Annotated in this window: 1 protein-coding gene; it reads right to left on the bottom strand. The window is 40.8% G+C overall.

Annotated features, from left to right (window positions below; all coding sequences use genetic code 11):
• The coding region (locus tag GQ596_RS10875) for a hemagglutinin repeat-containing protein (RefSeq protein WP_160401744.1) at window positions 1-1,975 on the bottom strand (1,975 nt) is incomplete at its 3' end.
• Between the last annotated feature and the right edge of the window lie 202 nt (window positions 1,976-2,177).

Here is a 2,177-nt window from a genome sequence, read left to right as displayed (position 1 = left end):
CTGCTTTTGCCGCTTCATACATATCCGCAGCCGTGCCCGTTAACGCTACCGTTAAGCCTGACTTTTCGTAACTGTACTCTTCTTTGTACGTCGTTTTGGCATCTAATGCTTCGATATTGACGTTTTCGCCTTGTAATTTGATGTTTTGTTGGGCGATGACATCACTGCCTTTGATATTTAGGTCTTTGCCCGCTTGGAGGGTGACATTGCCATTTGTACTACCCACCACACTGCCCACAAAGGCTTGTTCGGTATCGGTCTGTTTTAGATTTTCCTTTTCCTTGCCTACCGTAAAACCAATTCCACCACTGCCCATTAATCCCGACTTTTTGGTCTTGGTTTCGTGTTTTCGGTAATACGACGCTTCCACCGCGTCAATATTAATTGCTTTACCTGCCTCAAGTGCTACATTATGCGTACCAATGACTTGGCTACCGGTCACCGTTAAGTTGTTGCCCGCATTAATGCTGACACTATCGCCATAAAGCTCACTGCCTTTTTGGCTGGTGTTGTCTATTTGGGTATGCGTTGTTGTGGTGCTCTTGTTTAAAAAGCCTTTCTTTTTGCTCTTGTGAAACTCATCTAACTCAAACCGTTCTGTCGAGGAGCCTAATGTAATGTCGTTATCTGCTTGTAACCCTAAATGATTCCCCGCAACAATATCAACCGTTTTGGCGTTTATGTCATTACCCGCCATAAGCATTACATTATTAATGGCACTTATCTCTGTACCAACTACGCTTTTTTCATCGGTTTTGCGGTAGTCCTTTTTGACCCTAAATTCTAATTTTTCTTCAATCTCTGCCGTGTTAAATTTGATGTCATGACCGGCTTGTAACCAGGTATTGCCCGTCTCGCCATTATTTATTATCCATCCCGCTTTTGTCGTGATGTCACGACCCGCATCTATCACGATATTGCCATTGTTCACTTGAATAATACTACTTTGGTCAATATTGGTGGTTAAGTTGCGACCTCGAGTTTGTGTGCGCGTGCTTGATAATAGGTTGATGTCGTTATCGGCCGATAAATAAACCAGTTTATCACCTATTAGTTTACCGTAATTGGTAATATCATTTTCAGCATTAATGGCAACTCTATCACCATAAATCGTCCCTTTATTAGTGACGTTATGCCCTTCTAATAAAATATCGTTCTTGGCGTTTATTAATCCATTGCTATTAAGTTCATCGCCTTTAATAAATACATTTTCGCCTGCAATTAATGCCCCATCGCTACCCAGCTGTGGCCGATTAACCACATAAACTTGTGGCACTAACACATCCATGCTTTGACCATCAACATTGATGGTTTTTTTCACTAATAACACGATGTCGCTGGTTAAGGCTTTCATCTGCTCTGCCGATAATTCAACGCCGGGGACAATGCCATAATCATTGGCAAAACGAATTCCAGCATCCATCAATGCTTGGTATTGTTCTAAATCTGAACGGTAACCGTGTAAATAACGATGTCCCGTTAACCCTATAATTTGCTCCCGAATCAGTTGTTGCTCGTAATAACCATCCCCTAACCGTTTTTGGATGTGATTCGGATCAACCTTTAAGCGGTTGAGCATATAATCTGAGCTCAACCATTTTTTGCGTTGGGTAAAACGCGGGTCGGTTTCAATAATATAATTTTTGTCTGTATCTTTGTGAACTATCCATAAGCTATTATCCGGTAAGGTTAGATTCGGCTCGTAAATACTGATCGTTTTAGACGGCTCCATGTCATCTTCAGTTGCCGGTAAATCCGGTTCGGTGACTGTCGGCGTGTTGGTTTTGTTTTCTAAATGTCCTTCAAAATCATCAGGCAGAAAAGGTATGGTGGTAATGATATCTTGCTTGTGAGTTGAATCGGCAATGATATTTGTTTTATATGATGTAAGTTTATTGTCTGGATTTAAGCCGATAATTGGATTAGTTAGCTGTTTTTCTTGCTTAGAAATTGAGTTGTCAATGATTTTACCCACAATCAGTTGGGTGTGCGGGTTTTCAACCTCAACGGCTTGTTTGGGTGTTTCGTTTAATGGTGTGCGCTCAAAGATTTGATGATCTAAAATATTATGATTTAATGCTGTTAGCTATATATCCTAGATTACACCATGAAGTGCAATTTTTCTTAGCTCCTTCGAATAAAAGGAGGCAGGGCTTTTAAACTTATGCCGTTTTCTT

This window comes from Gilliamella sp. Pra-s60 (genome assembly GCF_009795755.1).
GTDB lineage: Bacteria > Pseudomonadota > Gammaproteobacteria > Enterobacterales > Orbaceae > Gilliamella.
The sequence above is the reverse complement of the archived record's forward strand: the minus strand, read 5'-3'. Positions and strand labels throughout refer to the sequence as shown.